At 52.5% G+C, this 17,474-nt stretch carries 12 protein-coding genes; 3 read left to right on the top strand and 9 right to left on the bottom strand.

Annotated features, from left to right (window positions below; genetic code table 11):
• Window position 1: 1 nt before the first annotated feature.
• Together V3O24_RS17160 and V3O24_RS17155 are read right to left on the bottom strand one after the other, a co-directional pair.
• Entirely contained in the window at window positions 2-1,420 is a 1,419-nt protein-coding gene (locus V3O24_RS17160) for an acetyl-CoA carboxylase biotin carboxylase subunit (RefSeq protein WP_331308154.1), read from the bottom strand.
• Between the two features lie 6 nt (window positions 1,421-1,426).
• Window positions 1,427-2,095: a TetR/AcrR family transcriptional regulator gene (locus V3O24_RS17155; protein ID WP_331308153.1), complete on the bottom strand. Its 669-nt coding sequence runs from the start codon at window positions 2,093-2,095 to the stop codon at window positions 1,427-1,429.
• 202 nt (window positions 2,096-2,297) lie between these two features.
• Here V3O24_RS17155 and V3O24_RS17150 point away from each other — a divergent pair, with 202 nt between their 5' ends.
• On the top strand, window positions 2,298-3,221 hold the full coding sequence (locus V3O24_RS17150) for a bestrophin family ion channel (protein WP_331308152.1): 924 nt from the start codon (window positions 2,298-2,300) through the stop codon (window positions 3,219-3,221).
• A gap of 80 nt (window positions 3,222-3,301) precedes the next feature.
• On the opposite strand, the gene V3O24_RS17145 is transcribed toward V3O24_RS17150, so the two are convergent.
• From V3O24_RS17145 to V3O24_RS17125, 5 genes are all read right to left on the bottom strand, one after another.
• Window positions 3,302-4,222, bottom strand: a complete 921-nt coding sequence (locus V3O24_RS17145) for a transglutaminase family protein (RefSeq protein ID WP_331308151.1) — start codon at window positions 4,220-4,222, stop codon at window positions 3,302-3,304.
• Entirely contained in the window at window positions 4,219-6,780 is a 2,562-nt protein-coding gene (locus V3O24_RS17140; RefSeq protein WP_331308150.1) for a circularly permuted type 2 ATP-grasp protein, read from the bottom strand. Before V3O24_RS17140 ends, V3O24_RS17145 begins: the two co-directional genes overlap by 4 nt.
• 210 nt (window positions 6,781-6,990) lie before the next feature.
• Entirely contained in the window at window positions 6,991-8,295 is a 1,305-nt protein-coding gene (locus tag V3O24_RS17135; protein WP_104422634.1) for a citrate synthase, read from the bottom strand.
• Between the two features lie 122 nt (window positions 8,296-8,417).
• A complete protein-coding gene (locus V3O24_RS17130) occupies window positions 8,418-11,804 on the bottom strand; it encodes a transglutaminase family protein (protein ID WP_331308149.1) in 3,387 nt (1,128 codons plus the stop codon).
• Window positions 11,805-11,858: 54 nt separating this feature from the next.
• A complete protein-coding gene (locus V3O24_RS17125; RefSeq protein ID WP_104422636.1) occupies window positions 11,859-13,118 on the bottom strand; it encodes a hypothetical protein in 1,260 nt (419 codons plus the stop codon).
• Window positions 13,119-13,603: 485 nt separating this feature from the next.
• Here V3O24_RS17125 and V3O24_RS17120 point away from each other — a divergent pair, with 485 nt between their 5' ends.
• Both V3O24_RS17120 and V3O24_RS17115 read left to right on the top strand, forming a co-directional pair.
• A complete protein-coding gene (locus V3O24_RS17120; protein ID WP_331308148.1) occupies window positions 13,604-15,055 on the top strand; it encodes a circularly permuted type 2 ATP-grasp protein in 1,452 nt (483 codons plus the stop codon).
• Window positions 15,055-15,993 (top strand): alpha-E domain-containing protein, encoded by a 939-nt coding sequence (locus tag V3O24_RS17115; protein WP_104422638.1) that lies wholly within the window; start codon window positions 15,055-15,057, stop codon window positions 15,991-15,993. The genes V3O24_RS17120 and V3O24_RS17115 overlap by 1 nt, the downstream gene beginning before the upstream one ends.
• A gap of 41 nt (window positions 15,994-16,034) precedes the next feature.
• Here the strand turns inward: V3O24_RS17115 and V3O24_RS17110 are convergent, their stop codons facing one another.
• Together V3O24_RS17110 and V3O24_RS17105 are read right to left on the bottom strand one after the other, a co-directional pair.
• Window positions 16,035-16,463 (bottom strand): YcgN family cysteine cluster protein, encoded by a 429-nt coding sequence (locus V3O24_RS17110; protein WP_104422639.1) that lies wholly within the window; start codon window positions 16,461-16,463, stop codon window positions 16,035-16,037.
• Between the two features lie 127 nt (window positions 16,464-16,590).
• Window positions 16,591-17,427 carry a PHP domain-containing protein gene (locus tag V3O24_RS17105; RefSeq protein WP_331308147.1) on the bottom strand — a complete coding sequence of 279 codons (837 nt, stop codon included), beginning with the start codon at window positions 17,425-17,427 and terminating at the stop codon, window positions 16,591-16,593.
• Window positions 17,428-17,474: the final 47 nt, after the last annotated feature.

Here is a 17,474-nt window from a genome sequence, read left to right as displayed (position 1 = left end):
ATTACAAACCGGTATGAGCAGCCATCACTGCGGCGATAACGCTGGCCAACACTTCGGGCCGGGGTTTATTGGAATAATTGACCAGCTCCGGGTATTTATCGACAAAGCCGGTATTAAAGGCGGCGGCCCGAAACTCGGGATGGCGCAGAATTTCCAGGTAATAGGGAATAGTGGTTTTAATGCCGAACAAGCCCATGTCTTTTAACGCCCGTTCGCCGCGCTTGATCGCGTCTTCCCAGGTCATCGCGCTGACGATCACCTTGGCCAGCATGGAATCGTAATAAGGCGGTATTTCGTAGCCGGTATAAATCGCGGTGTCGGTACGCACGCCGGGGCCGCCGGGCGCATAGTAGCGGGAAATCCGGCCGAAACTGGGCAAGAAGCCGTTTTGGGGATCTTCGGCATTAATCCGAAACTGGATCGCATAGCCGCGCCGGACAATTTCGTGTTGTTTGAAACGCAAGGTCAATCCGGCGGCCACCCGTATTTGCTCTTCGACGATGTCCACGCCGGTCACCGTTTCGGTAATGGTATGCTCGACCTGAACGCGGGTATTCATTTCCATAAAATAAAAACGATCCTTATCGTCGAGCAAAAATTCCACGGTACCGGCATTGGTATAACCGACGGCTTTGGCGGCAAGCACCGCAAGACCACCGATGTATTGGCGTTGCGCTTCGTCCAGCTGCGGAGACGGGGCGATTTCGATCAGCTTTTGATTGCGCCGTTGGATGGAGCAGTCGCGTTCGTAAAGATGGATGGTATTGCCGTGATGGTCGGCCAACACCTGGACTTCAACATGCTTGGGGTTAATCACGCATTTTTCCAAAAATACGTCGGCGCTGCCGAAAGCTTTGGTCGCCTCGGAAATAACCCGTTGGTAATTGCGCTGCAATTCCTCGGCATTGTCGCAGCGCCTTATGCCGCGCCCGCCGCCGCCCGAGGTTGCTTTAAGCATGACCGGGTAACCGATGGTTTCGGCCACCACAAGCGCCTGTTCAACATTGTCCAGATTGCCGTCGGAGCCGGGCGTTACCGGAATGCCCGCCGCAATCATCGCTTTTCGGGCTTCGGTCTTATCGCCCATGCGGTGGATCACATCCGCATCGGGGCCGATGAAAACAATGCCGCGCTCTTTGCAGATCCTGGCGAATTGCGCGTTTTCGGACAGGAAGCCGTAACCCGGATGAATCGCGTCGCAACCTGTCGCCGCAGCCAAATCGACCAACGCATAAACGTTAAGATAACCGGCTAAAGGCTCGCTGCCGATGCAATAAGACTCATCGGCCTTTTTTACATGCAGCGCAAAACGATCCGCATCCGAATAAATGGCGACCGAGCGTATGCCCATTTCGGCACAGGCGCGGATGATGCGCACCGCAATCTCGCCCCGATTGGCAATCAGGATTTTACGTAACATAAGCGTTTATTCCTTGTCAAAACTTGCCGATTGCAAGCTGGAAAACACCAAATCTTCCAGAAACCTTACAATTTCCGCCTCATCTTTATTTTTGCCGAAGTCGGTCAGCGACGGCAGATGATTCATAAAAAAATTCTGGAAATGCGCCACTTCAATAATGGTGGACGCTAATGATTTCGGGTAAAGGTATCGGGGGTTACACTCCAAAATCATATTGCCGATAACCGCGCAAAGATCCTTGTAGGGTTTAAACAAGTGATCCTTGTTATCTTCGGATACCCGTTTGTTCAAATAAGCTTTGGTGCCTTCGGTAATAATGATTTGGTGAAGGAGGCTTTCATCGACGTAACTGGTTCTGATGTCGTCTTCCACCGTGGTAGCCAACAAATTAATGACCCTTTTTAGCTTAACAACCGGGTCGTTAATGTTGTTGGTCTGAAAGCTAACCTGATATTCAAGCCAGCTCCAATACCAGGCGGTAAGATAGATCAGCAGCCTATGCTTGTTTTCAAAATACCGGTAAATGCCCGCCTCGGTTGTGCCGATAGCTTCCGCCAGTTTTTTGAAGGTAAAGGCTTCAAACCCGTTAAGGTGAATTAACTGAATGCTGTGCAGAATGATTTTTTTGCCCAGCTCGGATTGCTCGGGATTTCTGAGAAATAATTTTTCATTCATTTTAATTTGCAACTGTATTTCCATAGATTTCCGATGTGGCTTGTTTTCTGACTATTAATGCATTTGATCCGGTTGCTTTAGCACGTTCTACGCGCATTGCAAAAAATGATAGCTGAAAGTATTGCAATTTGTAAAGATAGTATTACTATCTTAAATAAATGGTTTTGCTAGTTTTGTTTTTATTCTAAATCGTGAGCAGAGTATGAAAGAATCTTTACCGTTACATAGCAACAAGGACGAATCTCCCGGTTTTTTGCGTGGAGCTTTAATGTGGCGGGGTTCGGTTACGCCGCGTATTTTTTTCAGCCTGCTGTTAATGACTTGTTACTGTTTGTTAATAGTTGCATTGGATCAATACTGGCGACCTTTACCGCATCTTGCCGTGACTCCGTTCGAATATACCGGCGTGGTGCTCGGTTTGGTTCTGGTGTTTCGAACCAATGCAGGTCACGAACGCTGGTGGGAGGCTCGGAAATTATGGGGAGGCATTGTTAATCAAAGCAGAAACATTGCCATCGAGGCTTTAAGTTACGGCGATATTTTGAGTATCGGTTCTCAAGAGGGGAGGTGGCGTAAAGAAATGGTGAAGTGGACCGTTGCATTCTCATTTGCAGCGAGAGAATCCTTGCGCAACGGCAAAAACTTCGATGATTTAACCGATTTACTGAGCGAGCAGGAGCTTGATGCGCTGACATCCGCTGCACACATGCCGCTGTTTGTTGCCGGTAAAATAGCGGAATTATTGCAGCAGGCACGGCTTAGTCGTCATATCGATGGCTTTGTCTTTATGGAAATGGAGAGTCAACGGATTTTGCTGATCGATCACATCGGGGCTTGTGAAAGAATCCTGAAAACGCCCATGCCATTGGTTTACGCAATCAAAGTCAGACGATTCATTTTGATGTTCTTATTATTACTGCCGTTTTCATTAATAGAAAATTTGGGCTTCAGCGCGGTATTTGTTTTTTTCCTGGTGGCTTATCCATTGCTGTCTTTGGACAGAATTGGTATTGAGCTGCAAAATCCATTCGACACCAAGAATTTAAGCCACTTACCCTTGCATACTATTTGCGACACTATAAAACTTCATTGTCTGGCATTGCTAAAACAGTCGCAGCCACAGTAACCCATACTGGATTTTTCGATAAAAACCACTAGCAACGCAAGATTGAAAAACCTATCGGTTAAAACCAAAAAGCTTTTGTGTTATTCCAATCTAAGCACATCCACAGACACCGATAGGGTATGCTGTCCGCCGCCGAAGGCTATACCTTTTAGTGGCGTGACATCGGTGTAATCGCGGCCCCAGGCCAACGTGATATGCTGGTCGAACGGCACTTTATTATTGGTCGGATCGAATTCCAGCCAACCGCTACTCGGCACATAAACCGCAAACCAGGCATGCGATGCATCCGCTCCGACCAAACGCTGTTTGCCCGGTTCCGGCTGGGTTTCTATATAGCCGCTGACGTAACGCGCCGCAATACCGAAAGAGCGCAAGCAGCCAATCGCCAGATGGGCAAAATCCTGGCATACGCCGCGGCGGGAATGCAGCACGTCGGATAACGGCGTGGCAATCGTGGTCGTGCTCGGGGCGTAAGTAAAGTCGGCATGGATGCGCTGCATCAGATCAGCCACCACCTGCACCAAGGGCCGGTTGGGCAGAAAAGAGCTTTGTGCGTAATCGGCCAGTTCGGCGCTGGTGCTCACCAGCGGAGAGTCCAGCAGATAAAGCTTGGCATCCAGCTGCTCATCACCGAAATCCTGCGGTACACACTGATTTTGTGGCAGCGATTGCCCCGGCGCTCCCTGCAACTGGTCGCGCACTTGCTCCCACGTCAGCGAACCGGCCAAATCGCCGCAGCTTGGCTTCGGAAACACGCTGACGTCACTGACCGCAGTGACCGTCAAGCGTTGATGCGCTTGTTGTACGGCGAAATAGGCCACACGGTTGCCGAAGAAATCCAGGCGTTCGTGGAAGTCGTTAGGCTCGGGACTGATCTCAAACCGGCTGCCGTGGCATTGTTGGCGCCAGAAATCGCGGGGTTGCAGCCGGGCTTCATTTTGGCACAAGCCGACTAACTGGCTGTATTGGTACAGAGTGCTGTGGGTGATGCGGTATTTCACGGTTCATCCTCCGGCTGGGTCGGCGTCATCAGTTGCGGCATTTGAGAGTGGCTGAAATAAGCCTGAGCGAGCACTTCGTAAAGCCGCCACAGCCTCTCCGTCATCGCCGACAACACGCTTTCCAGTTCGGCGTAAACGCCCGTCTCGCCATCAACTTTAACCAGCTCGGACACCTTGACCAAGCGCAAATCGGTGTAGGCTCTGAGTATCAGACATTCTTCTTCGCTCAACTGACCCTTGCCGCGTTCCCTGGGCAATGCGCCGATATGATCGGATAACTGGCGCAATTGATAGGCCAGTGAGCGGGGGTGGGCCTCATCCAACAGCAATAACGCCAATACCATCGGCAACTGGATGAATGAGCGGTAGCGGCGCCGGTAAATGCTCAAACTGTCGGTGGAGACCAATACCGCTTCCAGCAGCTGGTTTTGCAGACTCGCCTCGTGACACTGCACCACCGTGGCGCGCAGCAAAGCGACCAAGGCCAATGCCTGTTCCAGGCGGCGGCCGCTATCGAGCATCAGCCAACCGGCTTCGCGGGTCATGCTTTCAGTGGTCAAGCCGATAAATGCGACAAAACCGGTAATTAAATCATCCAGATTCTTTTGCAGTTGTTCCTGATCGCACTCGCCATTGACGACCCGTTGCTGCCAGCGCCGTTGAATATTATCGACGCAACGCCAGGTATCCTGGGACCAGACATCGCGAATGCTGAACGCGGTTTGAGCGAATGCTTGAATGTTGGCGGCCAGCGTTCCGGCGCGATGGGCATTTTTGGCGAGCGCCAGCAAGTCGTTGAAGGGCTCTTTCAGTGCCGCCGCATCGCCCCGGATGAAGCCCGGATAGGTGCCGGTGACTTGAGTCATCGCGCACAACAATACGTTCAGGCACTGGCTGCCCGATGGATCGTCAAATTCACGAATTTCCGTTAACTTCAACAATATCGTGCGCATCAGGCGGGTAGCGGCTTTGATGCGCTCCAGATACCGTCCGACCCAAAACAGGTTGTTGGCGGCGCGGCTGGTTAAGGGTTCGGCGGCCGCGGACAGGATTACATCCCGGCCGGGTTGAAACCACAAGCTGACCTGCTTGTCCGGCTCATCGGCCAACACCCAGGTGTCTTTGCTGACTCCGCCCGACTGATTGGAAACGATAAAATCGTTTTGCTGGCGGGCGACCCGGGTCAGCCCGCCGGGCATCACTTGATAGCCGTCGCCGCCGGCGACCGCAAAGCTGCGCAACACCGCAAATCGCGGCTCAATATGGTGGTCGATAAACGCGGGTACCGTAGAAAAACTGACCTGCTCCTGGCCGACATAACAATACGGCTTGGCGATAATGGCGGCGCGTAAACGTTCTTTTTCCTTACTGCTCAGCAAGCCGCCGAACAGGGTGCAATTCCCTGAATTGCGATTGACCGGCTTGATCACCAGCCGGTCAAGATTTTGCAGCACAAAATCCCGCTCGCGGCGCTGGCCGCACCACCAGGTGGCGATTGAAGGCAGCATCAATTCCTGGTTTAAAAAATACCGCGAGAGCCGGGGCAAAAACGCCAGTAATCCGGGGTTTTCCAGTACGCTGCTGCCCAAAGGGTTGGCAATCGCCACATGGTTTCGGCGCACGGCTTCGAGTAATCCGGCAGCCCCCAAGCGGGAAGCGCTGCGCAGTTCCAGCGGATCGCAGAAAGTGTCGTCGACGCGCCGCAAAATAACGTCAACCGGTTGCAGGCCATCCAGGGATTTAAGCCAGACTCGGCCGTCGCGCACGGTCAGGTCGTCGCCCTGGACCAGGGTGAAGCCGAGGTAAGACGATAAATAGGCATGCTCAAAATAGGTTTCATTCAGCGACCCCGGCGTAAGTATGACTATTCTCGGATCTTCCTTGTTATGCGGCGCAATATCAGCCAGTCCCTTGCGCAAGGCCTTAAAAAAACCGGAAAGCCGGTGTACTTGCATGTCCCGGAAAACGTCAGGAAGTACGCGCGTCATCACGGTGCGGTTTTCCAACGCATAGCCGATGCCGGAAGGCGCCTGGCTGCGATCATTCAACACCCACATGCGGCCGTTATGGCCACGGGCAAGGTTGGCTGAATGAACAATCAGTTGGCGTTGCAGCTGGGGCAGGGCGCCCATGCAAGGATGCAAAAAACCGTTGTGCGCCATCACCAGCTCACTGGGCAGCAGGCCTTTTTTTAACAACAGTTGTTTGCCGTAGATGTCTTTTAAAACAAGATTCAGCAGCTCGGCGCGCTGTTTAAGGCCTGCTTCAATAAGCCGCCATTCTTCACTGCCGATCGGCAGCGGAACGGGATCAAGCCGCCAGGGCCGCGAGAGTTTTTGCGTATCGCCGTAAACATTGTAAGTGACGCCGTTGTCTCTTAACAGGCGCTGGGCCTCGCGGCGGCGCAACTCCAGCTGTTCGCGGCCCAGAGCCGTCATGGCGCCCATAAAGCGTTCCCAGTGAGGCAACGCTTTATTGTCTTGGGCAACCATTTCATCGTAAACGCCAAGTTGGGTGGCGTAAAACTGCGCGCCAATAGCGTTGGCTGATTCGTTCACGTTGCGGCCTGTTGCCCTGTAATTAACGGGTAGATAATGAGTTTATGATTCCCCTGATGACACTGCACGATGAATAAAAAAGGCGAAAGACGAAAGGCGAAGGGCGAAAAAAACCACCGTTCAGCTTTCGCCTTTCGCCTTTTGTCTTTCATTTTATTAGTCAAACCCGTGTCATCCGGGTCATTACGCATTCATCAACTACCCGCGACATCAAGGCCGTTGTTCAATATTTTGATAGTGGCGTAACGGCTCTCCCACATAGATCTGACGGGGACGGGTAATGACCACTTGCTCGCCGTGCAGCATTTCACGCCAATGCGCCAACCAGCCGGGCATACGGCCGATAGCGAACAACACGGTGAACATATTGGTAGGTATGCCTGCGGCCCGAAGAATCAATCCCGAATAAAAATCGACATTCGGATACAGTTTCCGGGAGATGAAATAGTCGTCGCTTAAGGCGATTTCTTCCAGTTTTTTGGCAATATCGAATAAAGGATCGCTGACGCCCATTTTGCTGAATAATTTGTCGCATTGTTTTTTTAATACCATTGCGCGGGGGTCAAAATTCTTATAAACGCGATGGCCGAAGCCCATCAATCGGCTGGTTGAGTTTTTGTCTTTTGCCTGATTGATAAATTCGGTGCCGTCGCCGCCGGCGGCATGTATCTGCTCAAGCATTTGGATCACTTGCTGGTTGGCCCCGCCATGTCGCGGTCCCCAAAGCGATGAAATGCCTGCCGACGCCACCGCATAGACATTCGCCATACTCGATCCCGCGGTACGCACCGACGAGGTGCTGCAATTTTGTTCATGGTCGGCATGCAGGATCAGGAACATATCGATGGCGCGGACAATATCGTCATCCAGTTGGTAATCCCGTACCGGCGATGAGAACATCATATTAAGGAAGTTGCGCACATATTTGAGTTTGTAGGACGGATAAATCAGCGGTTCGCCGATCGATTTTTTATATGAAAAAGCCGCGATAGTGCGTACCTGTGAAACCAGGTTGATAACGACCTGCATTTCGGTAGCGCTGTCGAGCCGGTCGGGAAGCGGGTAAAACGTCGATAATGACGCCACCATGGTCGCCAAAATCCCCATCGGATGCGAGCCGCGCGGGAAGCCGTTAAAAAAATGATGCATGTCTTCGTGAATAATCGAAGACTCATTGAGATTGGTCGAAAACTCCAACAGTTGCCGGCTGTTGGGTAACTCGCCGTTCAGCAGCAGATAGGCCACTTCAATAAAACGTGAATTTTCGGCCAATTCCTCGATAGGATAACCGCGATAACGGAGTACGCCTTTCTCGCCGTCAATATAGGTGATCGCGCTTTCGCAACTGGCCGTATTGCCGTAGCCTTCATCCAGGGTCACGTAACTGCTTTGACTGCGCAACTTGGAGATGTCGATGGCTTTTTCACCCTCGATCCCTATCAAGGTGGGCAATGAGTAGTTTTTGTTATCCAGCGTCAATACCGCCGGGGGTAACTGCTTCAATTTATCGGTCATTTTAAGTCAATCTCCAAATCTGTTGGCGTTGCCATCAGTTAATGAGGGTTCGCTGTGCGTACCTTCGGCGTTCAATGGTACGCACAGCATACCCTACGCGGTTATATCTGCACACGCCGGCATTATTCGCTCCGGTGTCGCAAGTCCATTGTAAACGGATATTCGCGACTTGGCTCTTCAATGGGCGGCGCCATCGGCCTTGGCGCGGCTTCGCTGGCGCTGAATTTTGTTATGGCCTGATAGTCGGGCGGCGTTACCATCGGCGGACGCACAACCGGGCCGGGCGTGTGGCCGAAGTCCCAAAAGCGGGTCACGCGCCGCGCCTCGGCTTCATAGCTGTTCACCGGAAACGTATCGTAACTGCGGCCGCCGGGATGGGCGACATGATAAGTGCAGCCGCCTACCGAATGCCCATTCCAGGTATCAATCACATCGATCACTAACGGCACATGCGGGCTGATAGTGGGATGTAACGCGGAAGGCGGCTGCCAAGCCCGGTAACGTACACCGACAACATATTCGCCTTTGCGGCCGGTGTTGCGCAATGATAACCGTCTGCCGTTACAGGTCAACACATAACGGCCTTCGGTAAAGCCGGTCACTTTAATCTGCACCCGCTCTACCGATGAGTCGACATAGCGCGCGGTACCGGTGCTGCCGACTTCTTCGCCCAGCACATGCCAGGGTTCAATCGCAAAACGCATTTCCAGGTCAATGCCGTCTATCAGGGTGTTGCCGTAACGGGGAAAGCGGAATTCGAAAAACGGCTCCAGCCATTCCAGTTCAAACCCGTAGCCGGCCCGTTGCAAGTCTTTAGCGACCTGTTTCATGTCTTCGCGGACATAATGAGGCAGCATAAAGCGGTCATGCAATTCGGTGCCCCAGCGGATTAAATCGTGTTTGTAGGGTTCGCGCCAAAACCAGGCAATCAGCGCACGCAATAGTAAGGTTTGCACCAGCGACATCCGGGCATGCGGCGGCATTTCAAAGGCGCGCAATTCCAGTATGCCCAAGCGTCCGGTCGAACTGTCCGGCGAATACAGTTTATCGATGCAGAACTCGGAGCGGTGCGTATTGCCGGTTATATCGGTCAGCAGGTGCCGTAACAAGCGATCCACCAGCCAAGGCGCAGGCACTTCGCCTTCCGGCATTTGTTGGAACGCGATTTCCAGCTCATAAAGCTTTTCGTCCCGGCCTTCATCGACCCGAGGCGCCTGGCTGGTCGGGCCGATAAACATGCCGGAAAACAGGTACGACAAGCCGGGGTGATGCTGCCAGTAAGTCACCAGACTGCGCAACAAGTCGGGACGGCGCAGCAGCGGGCTGTCGGTCGGCGTCTCGGCGCCCATGGTGATATGGTTGCCGCCGCCGGTTCCGGTATGGCGGCCGTCGAGCATGAATTTTTCCGTACCCAATCTGACTTGGTGGGCTTGCTCATAAAGAACGGTGGTTTTGTCGACCAACTCCTGCCAACTTTTCGACGGATGGATATTCACTTCGATCACGCCGGGATCGGGCGTCACCATCAAACGCTCCAGGCGGTAATCCCTCGGCGGTTCGTAACCTTCCAGCACCAGCGGAATTGACAGGTTTTCCGCAGTGGCTTCGACGGCGGCGACCAGCTCCAGATAGTGTTCCAGCGAAGTCAGCGGCGGCAGAAAGATATGTACGCGGCCTTCGCGGGCTTCGACGCAAACCGCGGTATGGGGTACTTCCACCTCGACGCTTTGATCATCGCCAGGATCCTGCTCGCCAAGCCCCGGATGATCCTTGAGTTCTTTCTCCATACGGCTGTAACGGCAGGCGACTTCGCCGTAATAATCGCCGAGTTCAAGCAGCGCCTCAAACAGACTTTGCTGTTCCTGGCTGTCGCGTTTGTCCGGGGCAACCCAGGGCAAACTGTTTAATGGCAAACGCACGCCCATCGGCGAGTTGCCCGGAATCAAAAACAGCGGCCCCCGGCGAAACTCCCAGGGGCCGCTTTGCCATTTTTGTTGGCTCCAATCCCATTTGATAGGCAAGGCAAACCCGGCGGGGCCGCCTAAACCGGCATCCAACAGTTGAGTCAGGGTCTTGCGTTCAATCGAATCTTTCAGATTGCTTTTTAACGGATCGATATTGTCCGGCAGCGTCCCTTCCTGCCAGAGGTAGTAAAAGCTGTCTTCAAAAGCCGTCTTGATATAGCGCGGGTGCAGGCCTAAGCGCAAAGCCAATTGCTTCAGGACGGACTCGGCATGCTCAACCGTATGGCCGTAATCTTTGGTAACGTCGGCCAGCAACGCGGGATTGCGCCAAACCGGCACGCCGTCTTTGCGCCAGAAGACGCCGTATTGCCAGCGCGGCAACGCTTCGCCCGGATACCATTTGCCCTGTCCGTAATGCAGCATTGCGCCTTTTGCAAATTGGTCGCGCAAACGTTGGGTTAGCTCATTGGCCAGTTTGCGTTTGTGCGGGCCGTCGGCATCGACGTTCCACTCCGCGCCTTCCATGTCGTCAACCGAGACGAATGTCGGTTCGCCGCCCATAGTCAGGCGTACATCGTCAGCCAGCAATTGGCGGTCAACCTGCCGGCCCAGCGCGTCAATGCGGAGCCATTGTTCATCGGTATAGGGCTTGGTGACGCGCGGGTCTTCATGCAGGCGCAGTACTGTGTTGCTGAATTCAAACGCCACTTTGCACTTATCGGTGCCGCCGGTGACCGGAGCGGCGCTGGAGGGATTGGGCGTGCAGGCCAGCGGAATGTGGCCTTCACCGGCCAGCAAGCCGGAGGTTGGGTCAAGCCCTATCCAGCCGGCTCCGGGGATATAGACCTCAGTCCAGGCATGCAGGTCGGTGAAATCCTGTTCCGGCCCGGATGGGCCGTCCAGCGATTTGACATCGGCGGTCAGCTGCACCAGATAACCGGAAACAAAGCGCGCCGCCAGCCCCAAATGGCGCAGTATTTGCACCAGCAACCAGGCCGAATCCCGGCACGAACCGCTAAGCTTGGTTAGCGTTTCTTCGCAGCTTTGAATGCCGACTTCCATACGGACGTTGTAAGCAACCGTCTGAAAAACCTTACGATTAAGGTCAACCAGAAAGTCGTTGATGTTGCGTTGACCGAGGTCAAGATCGGCCAGCCATTGTTTGAGTAACGGCCCTTGCTCGGTGATTTCCAGATAAGGTTGCAATTCCTTAAGCAAGAGTTCATCATATTTGAACGGATAATATTCCGCATACTCTTCGACAAAGAAATCGAAAGGGTTGATCACCGTCATATCGGCGATGACTTCCACCTCAACGCTGAGTTTACGGCATTTTTCCGGGAACACTACCCGAGCCAGGATGTTGCCGAACGGGTCCTGCTGCCAGTTGATGAAATGATTTTCCGGCTCGATGCGCAAGCTATAGCCTTTAATCGGCGTCCGGCTATGCACCGCCGGGCGCAACCTGAATACATGCGGCGACAAGGATACCGATCTATCGAAGTTGTATACGGTTTTGTGACGGATGGCTACCCGAATGGTCATGATGTGTTCCTATTGCCGAAGCATTAAGCGTTACAAAAATTTCTTAGTGTTGAGTCATTGAACATGAATCGTTTTTTGCGCTTCGGCCTGTATCCGCAACAATTCTTCTTCGATGCCCGCCGCATGGGTCAGTTCGGCGACGTTATCTTTGGTAAAGAAGCCCTGAAAGCCGCCGAAGCGCTGCACATATTCGATAATCAGCGAGGAATGCTCTGAGGCGCTGGAAAAAATCTGTTTTAAGCCTTCGTCTTTGGAGCCGACGACATCCAGCAAAAAGCTTTTGCCTTGCTCGCGAATCGCATCGACCACAAACTCGATGTTCTCTATACCCTGCTGATTGCCGTCTTTAACCGCCAGTGCAATATGGTGCAGTCTTGGCCCGTAATTGCGCACGAAATTCTCGGTCGGCGACGGGAATATCTTGAAATGATTGACAAAATAAGGCGTGTTGTTGGCGGTGAACACCTTGGCCGGGCTATGCAGCTCATCGGCATAATGGATGCTTTTGGTGACATTGGTCGATGAGTTCTGGTCGACGATGTCGAACGAACCCCAGTAGTAATAACTGGACAGCGACAGCCATTCCAGGATCGCCACCTCCCGGTTTTGGCTGTAAATACGGGTCGCCAGATGATCCACCGGCAAAATCAGTTCGGCTATACCCAAGGTCTTTTGCCGGTATTTCGCGGTATCGCAGGCTTGCTGGACGTCGTAGCGGATGCTGCTGACACCCAATGCATAAACGCGCGGCTCCTCGGGTTCCCGTTCCCAATAGGCGACAATGTTATGGGTATACGGTGACGGTTTAGTGATCGCCATGTTGCCCGGCAGCTCCAGTTTACGGACCTCGTCCTGGGTAAAAAACCGGAAGCCCCGGCGCTGCTGCAATTTAACCACTTCGTGCAGATTGGTTACCCTTAAAATTTCTCCGATGTAGCGACTGTGCGGCTTGCTTGAGCCGATCGGGAAAACCTCGTTCAGGCTGCGAAAAATGCCCTTAATGTCGTCGTTTTTTACTTCACGGATAATCAGGTCCGGGGCCGTCATATCAATGCGCAATACATGGGTCCAATGCGACTCGCTTTCCAGCGTGACCAGGTAATGGTAAGGCGACATCAGGCATAATTCCGCAATGTACTCAATTGATTTTCCGGGCTCGACGGTCAGCATAATCGCATCGATTTCATGAATCATGTCGCTTAAGCCCAGGCTGTCGCGCTCTTCGAGCAATTTGCCCAGGTATTCGTTAAAGAAAGCTGAGTTTTCTTTGTCGCCTTGAACGGGAAAAGATAAGGAGCGGCTGGTGGCTGGCATGGTGTGTTCTCTACAAGTTGTATCGTCTAAAAATAAAGCAAGCTCCATACCAAGTGATTAATCAGACGGGGTAAGCTTGTTGAGCGCATTCAACAGTACATTGATACCGCACCTATGCGCGGCATGGATAGCGTTGAACAATTCAAATTGCACCAAAATAGAGCAATTAAGGCCCAAAATAGGATGGCTAAAGCCGTTTGTCTGAGCCTCGTAACCGCATTGAGTATTCCAAAATCTCGTCCGCCACGCGCTTGTCGAATGGGCTTAGGGATTACGGCATGCTTGTTCAATGGCTGAGTGTGTATATGCAGGCCATACTTCAACAAGGCTTTCCGCGCGCACAGAGTGGGCTTCCGGCTTATTTGATAGGGAGTAAGCAAACGGTGCGCTATGTTTTGGGGCGTAAAGATTGAGTTGGCGTTGAGTAAAAAATGGCATAAATCATGCTGTTTTTTCATTGAAGCCAACTAGCCTTATAAAATGCCATGAAATCAATCTGGGAAAACTACAAAACCGAGAGTGCTTACGATGAGCTCATGTGTTCGGAGTTCCAACCGAGGCAAGTGAGTTACCGCTTGTGCCAGTATTTAAACTCGCTCAATCAGGGCGATATTGATAAGCGCAAGATAGCCGCCGAACTGGCTATTTTGGAAATGGGCATCAGTTTTACGGTCTACAGCGATGAAGGCAATATAGACCGGGCCTGGCCGTTCGACATTATTCCCCGCATCATCAGCTCTACGGAATGGCGCGTTATAGAAAAGGGTTTAAAGCAGCGTTTAACCGCCTTAAACTGCTTTATATCGGACGTTTACGATGAACAAACATTCATTAAAGACGGCAAAATGCCGGCCGAAATTATCCATAGCTCAAAAAACTTCCGCAAAGAATGCGTCGGCATGAAACCCCGCCATAGCGTCTGGGCAAATATTTGCGGCACCGATTTGGTGCGTGACCGGGACGGCGTTATGTACGTGTTGGAAGATAATTTGCGGGTTCCTTCGGGGGTTTCCTACATGCTGGAAAACCGTGTTATTACCAAGCGGGTGTTTCCCGAGCTGTTGCAGGATATAGATATTTTGCCTATCGACGACTACCCCAGCCGCTTGCAGGACATGTTGGCGTCGCTTGCGCCCGAGCACATTAAAAAGCCGCAAATTGTGGTGCTGACGCCCGGCATCTATAACTCCGCTTATTTTGAGCACGCCTACCTGGCCCAGCAAATGGGCGCGCAACTGGTCGAGGGCGGCGATCTGGTGGTCAATGACGACGATTGCGTCTATATGCGCACCATCGAGGGGCTGGAAAAAGTCGATGTTATTTACCGGCGCATCGACGATGATTTCCTGGATCCCGAAGTATTCCGCAAAGATTCGGTTTTGGGCGTTCCCGGATTAATGCGCGCCTGGAAAGCCGGCAACGTCTCTTTTGCTAATGCGCCGGGAGCCGGCGTTGCCGATGATAAAGTGGTTTATGCCTATGTGCCGGAAATGATCCGCTATTACCTCAATGAAGAACCGATCTTGCCTAATGTGAAAACTTACCTGTGCGATAACCCCGAACACCTGAAATATGTGTTGGCGCATTTGCCGGAACTGGTGGTCAAACCGGCTAATGAGTCAGGCGGCTACGGCATGCTGGTGGGGCCGCATGCGACAAGCCGGGAAATAGCCGCGTTTCGGAAAATCATCCAGGAAAATCCCCGTAATTATATTGCCCAGCCTACCTTGGCGATTTCTACAGCGCCTACTTTATGTAACGGCAAACTCGAACCCCGGCATATCGACCTGAGACCGTTTATTTTGCAGGGCGAAAACACCTTTGTGACCGCCGGAGGTTTAACCCGGGTAGCGCTAAAAAAGGGCTCTCTGGTGGTGAACTCCTCGCAAGGCGGCGGCAGTAAAGACACCTGGATTATCAATATGGAGCGTAGCTAATGTTATCCCGTTCAGCAGAGCGCCTGTATTGGCTGGCGCGTTATCTTGAACGCACTGAAAATATCGCCAGACTGGTCAGTGTGCATATGAATCTCTTGATGGATTTGCCTAACGGCGTTGAAATGGGTTGGCAGCAGCTTGTTCGGATCAATGCCTCAAGCCGGCAATTCTATGAAAAATATACCATTGCCAACGAGCGCAATGTCACCCGGTTTCTTTTAACCGATGCCGGGTATATGGGGTCTTTGTTTTCGTCTTTAAGCGCGGCCAGAGAAAATATCCGCACCTCCAGGGATTTGCTGCCCGATGAGGCCTGGGAGCAGGTCAATGAAATGTACCTGTTTGTAAGAAATCATATGGAGTCGGTGCATCACCGCAGCAACCGGATTGCCTTGCTTGACGAGATTCTCAAAGGTTGCCAGCGCTTTACCGGGCTATTGTCGGGTTACATGAGCCACAATCATCCCTATCGATTTATTCGGCTGGGCAAAAACATTGAACGCGCCGATATGACCAGCCGTATTCTGGACTTGGCCTCGTTGCTGCTGGCGGAGTCGCGTAGCGATGAAATGCGCCAATATGAGACTATTCTATGGGTGAATATATTAAAGTCGCTCAACGCCCAGTTAATGTACCGGCAGCAGGTCAGAAGCAGTGTGAATGGCGATGATGTGCTCAACTTTTTGTTGCTGAACACGATTTTGCCGCGTTCGGTCGGTTGTTGTATTGCTGAAATTGCCGGATGCATCAATGATCTGCCGAATAACGATACGCTGCCGGAAGAACTGGTTGTATTGGGGGCTTATGTGCAAGCTATCGATACCCGGAACACGACCCAAGAACAATTACGGGACATTCTCGATGACCTGCAAAACAAGTTGGGCGAGTTGCACGACCGGATAGCCCACAATTGGTTTATGCAGGGCGTTATCGAATAAGCCGTTTACGGTTTAACGCGGCAAGGCGCGGTGGCCGGGCGTCACTCCAGCCATTCGATAATGTGGTCTTCCAGGTCATCGATTTCAGATTCCTTCATCGCGTAACTGCTGATTGAAACACCGGCATCCTGGACGCTGTCGGCGCTTTTCGACAGCAGGGGATGCCAGTCCGGCAGTTCCTCTCCATCGCTCAATAAGCGGTAAGCGCAGGTTGCCGGCAGCCAGTTGTATTCGGCAAAGTCGTGTTGTTTCAGGTCCAGGCATTCGGGGACTAATTGGGTGCGCTCGGCATAACGGGTGCAGCGGCAGGTGTCCAGGTCGATCAGGTTGCAGACGACGCTGGTAAAGTAGATGTCGCCGGTGTCTTCGTCTTCCAGTTTATGCAGGCAGCATTTGCCGCAGTTGTCGCATAATGACTCCCATTCTTCGGTGGTCATTTCGGATAGTTTCTTGGTTTTCCAAAAGCTCATGTAGTTTGCTCGTTAAAGAGGCTGAAGTTAGATTGATTAATTCACCACGAAGACACGAAGGACACGAAGTTTTTACCTTGGGTTTTTCTTGTGTCTTCGTGGTGATTTTTTAGATTACTGCATAACATCAGTTCCCAAGCAGCTCCCATACCGGCTTGACGTTCTCCGGCAACGGCGCAAGACGCCCTAATTCCACCCATTGGTTGGCCGGGCTGTGGAAATCGGAACCGACCGAACCGGCCAGTTCAAAGCGCTTTGCGTAACCGGCGACCAATTTTATTTCATCGCTGTTATACCGGCCTGTCACAACTTCTATGCCGAGTCCACCAGCCTCCTTGAATGCGGCCAGCAGGCGTCTCATCCAGCTGGCGGTCAGCTTGTAGCGCAAAGGATGCGCCAGTACCGCAACGCCGCCGGACCCAGTGATCCAGTTTACCGCCAGCTCCATTTCAGCCCAGATTGTGGCTACATAAGCGTCTTTGCCGGCGCCAAGATAACGGTCGAACGCTTCCTGCTGGGTGGATACATGGAATTGCGAAAGCAGGAAGTCGGCGAAATGGGTGCGGGTGATCATGCCGTTTCCGGCGGCTTTTTTGACGGCCGCCAGCGCGCCGGGAATGCGTTTTTTCTCCAGTTTCTCAGCGATTTTTTCGGCGCGTTCGGTGCGCATGATTTGCAGGTTGCGGGTGGCCTCGGCAAGCGGCGGATAAGCCGGGTCTATGCCTAATCCCACGATATGAAAGCATTTGTTCTGCCAACTGGTGGACAGTTCGATGCCGGGTATTAATTCAATGCCCGCCGCGGTTGCCGCAACCTGGGCTTCACTGAGTCCTACTACGGTGTCGTGATCGGTTAACGCCAGCGAGGTAACGCCGTGTTCATGGGCGCGCTGCACCAATTCCGTGGGCGATAATGCGCCGTCTGAGGCGTTAGAGTGGCTGTGCAGGTCGTAAGTTTCAGTCATGGATATTAGGTTAAAGGTGCAAGGTTAAAGGCGGCTTAAGGGCGTTA

Origin of the sequence: Methylobacter sp. Wu8 (assembly GCF_036440755.1) — a bacterium.
In the GTDB taxonomy this organism is placed as follows: domain Bacteria; phylum Pseudomonadota; class Gammaproteobacteria; order Methylococcales; family Methylomonadaceae; genus Methylobacter_A; species Methylobacter_A tundripaludum_A.
This window is presented reverse-complemented; position numbering and strand designations above follow the sequence as displayed.

Excerpts from the sequence above, each read along its gene's own strand:
- V3O24_RS17135 (WP_104422634.1), bottom strand. The coding sequence starts at position 8,295 with ATGACCGATAAATTGAAGCAGTTACCCCCGGCGGTATTGACGCTGGAT.
- V3O24_RS17150 (WP_331308152.1), top strand. The coding sequence starts at position 2,298 with ATGAAAGAATCTTTACCGTTACATAGCAACAAGGACGAATCTCCCGGT.
- V3O24_RS17120 (WP_331308148.1), top strand. The coding sequence starts at position 13,604 with ATGAAATCAATCTGGGAAAACTACAAAACCGAGAGTGCTTACGATGAG.
- V3O24_RS17125 (WP_104422636.1), bottom strand. The coding sequence starts at position 13,118 with ATGCCAGCCACCAGCCGCTCCTTATCTTTTCCCGTTCAAGGCGACAAA.
- V3O24_RS17115 (WP_104422638.1), top strand. The coding sequence starts at position 15,055 with ATGTTATCCCGTTCAGCAGAGCGCCTGTATTGGCTGGCGCGTTATCTT.
- V3O24_RS17160 (WP_331308154.1), bottom strand. The coding sequence starts at position 1,420 with ATGTTACGTAAAATCCTGATTGCCAATCGGGGCGAGATTGCGGTGCGC.
- V3O24_RS17130 (WP_331308149.1), bottom strand. The coding sequence starts at position 11,804 with ATGACCATTCGGGTAGCCATCCGTCACAAAACCGTATACAACTTCGAT.
- V3O24_RS17110 (WP_104422639.1), bottom strand. The coding sequence starts at position 16,463 with ATGAGCTTTTGGAAAACCAAGAAACTATCCGAAATGACCACCGAAGAA.
- V3O24_RS17105 (WP_331308147.1), bottom strand. The coding sequence starts at position 17,427 with ATGACTGAAACTTACGACCTGCACAGCCACTCTAACGCCTCAGACGGC.
- V3O24_RS17155 (WP_331308153.1), bottom strand. The coding sequence starts at position 2,095 with ATGAATGAAAAATTATTTCTCAGAAATCCCGAGCAATCCGAGCTGGGC.